Genomic DNA, 1,556 nt, shown 5'->3' on the forward strand with positions numbered 1-1,556 from the left:
AGACGTTATCCGACAGCAGCTGATCGAGGATCGTCTTGTAGAGATCCAGCTTGCTTCCGTGCGGTATGGAAGGGCGTCCGGTGGGTGCTTCATCGCGGCACAGATGGTGGCGCACGCTGCGTTCGGAGCAACCGATCTGATGCGCAATATCCGGCTCTTCGTCGTTGGGTGTGGAATTCGCCCCCTGAGCTGGGCCAGGATATGACCTCCACGACGACAGGAGGCATGACATGGACGGCACCCAGATTCTGACCCTCGGCCTGGGCCTGGAAGCGCCCTGGATCCTCAAGGACCAGCACCTGGATACTTCCGTGTCACCCCATCGCCTGGACCTCTACGTCGAGGCCGAGCGGGGCAGCCTCTACCCCTGTCCTGACTGCGGCAAGGCCTGTCCGGCTCACGACTTTGCCGACAAGACCTGGCGGCACCTGAACTTCTTCCAGCACCACTGCTACCTTCACGCCCGCGTGCCCCGCACCAAGTGCCCGGAGCATGGCGTCAAGCGCATCGAGGTGCCCTGGGCCCGGCCGGGCAGCGACTTCACCTTGCTGTTCGAGCAAGCCGCCATGTCGCTGGTCAAGGAGATGCCGGTGCTGGCTGTCTCCCGGCAGCTGGAGATCTCCGACAAGCGACTGTGGCGCATCGTGCACTACTACGTCGGCCGGATGCTGGGTGAGCTGGACCTGAGCAATGTGGCCACCGTCGGTGTTGATGAAACCGCCTCTCGGCGCGGCCAGCGTTACGTGACGGTATTCCTCGACATGCAGCGCAAGCAGGAGCCGGTGATCTTCGCCGTCCCAGGCCACGGCAAGGACGCCATCGAGGCTTTCAGCGCCTTCCTGTCGGCCCATGGCGGCGATCCGGACAACGTGGTCGAGGTCGTCTGCGACATGTCACAGGCCTTCCTGAGCGGCGTGGCCGAGCATCTTCCCAGGGCCGAGGTCACGGTCGACTGGTTCCATATCGTGCAGACCTTCACTAAGCGGCTGGACGAGGTGCGCAAGAAGGAGCGCCGGGAGCAGGGGCATCCCAAGTCGCTGCGCTGGGCCCTGCTGAAGAGCCTGGACAACGAGAACCTGACGCCCAAGCAGCTGGCGGCGCTCCAGGAACTGGTGGCTGACCAGAGCGCCACGTCCGATGCCTGGGTGATCAAGGAGAAGCTGCGCTGGATCCAGAAGGCCCCGACGCCGCGGGCGGCTCGGTGGCGTATCACGAACTACCTCAAGGTCATGAAAGCGGCAGTTGCCGAGAAGCCACTGTTGAAGCCGATGGGCAAGGCTCTGGCGACGCTGGAGCGTCATGCCGACGCGGTGGTCCGGCGGTGGCTCTCGGGACTGACGAACGCACGCCTGGAAGGCATGAACGGCCTGTTCCAGGCGGCTCGGTCACGCGCACGCGGCTACCGGAACGAGGCCAACTTCATCGCCATGATCTACCTGATTGGCAGCCCAGCGGGCCGCCTGTTCGATCAGGCCAAATCCACGTGAAGTGACGAAGAACCCTTTTTTTAGCAAATCTAGCTTGTTGGAAAATGGATAGAGGTTTGGAAAGAGAAG

General features: G+C 63.0%; 2 protein-coding genes. Both read left to right on the forward strand.

Annotation, left to right across the window (positions count from 1 at the left end):
* On the forward strand, positions 1-205 hold a 205-nt coding region (locus IOC61_RS17730), incomplete at its 5' end, for a hypothetical protein (RefSeq protein WP_229333200.1).
* A 25-nt stretch (positions 206-230) separates the two neighbouring features.
* Positions 231-1,487: an ISL3 family transposase gene (locus IOC61_RS15890; RefSeq protein WP_195689725.1), complete on the forward strand. Its 1,257-nt coding sequence runs from the start codon at positions 231-233 to the stop codon at positions 1,485-1,487.
* Positions 1,488-1,556 lie beyond the last annotated feature (69 nt).

The sequence above is a fragment of the Halomonas sp. KAO genome, assembly GCF_015595025.1.
GTDB lineage: Bacteria > Pseudomonadota > Gammaproteobacteria > Pseudomonadales > Halomonadaceae > Halomonas.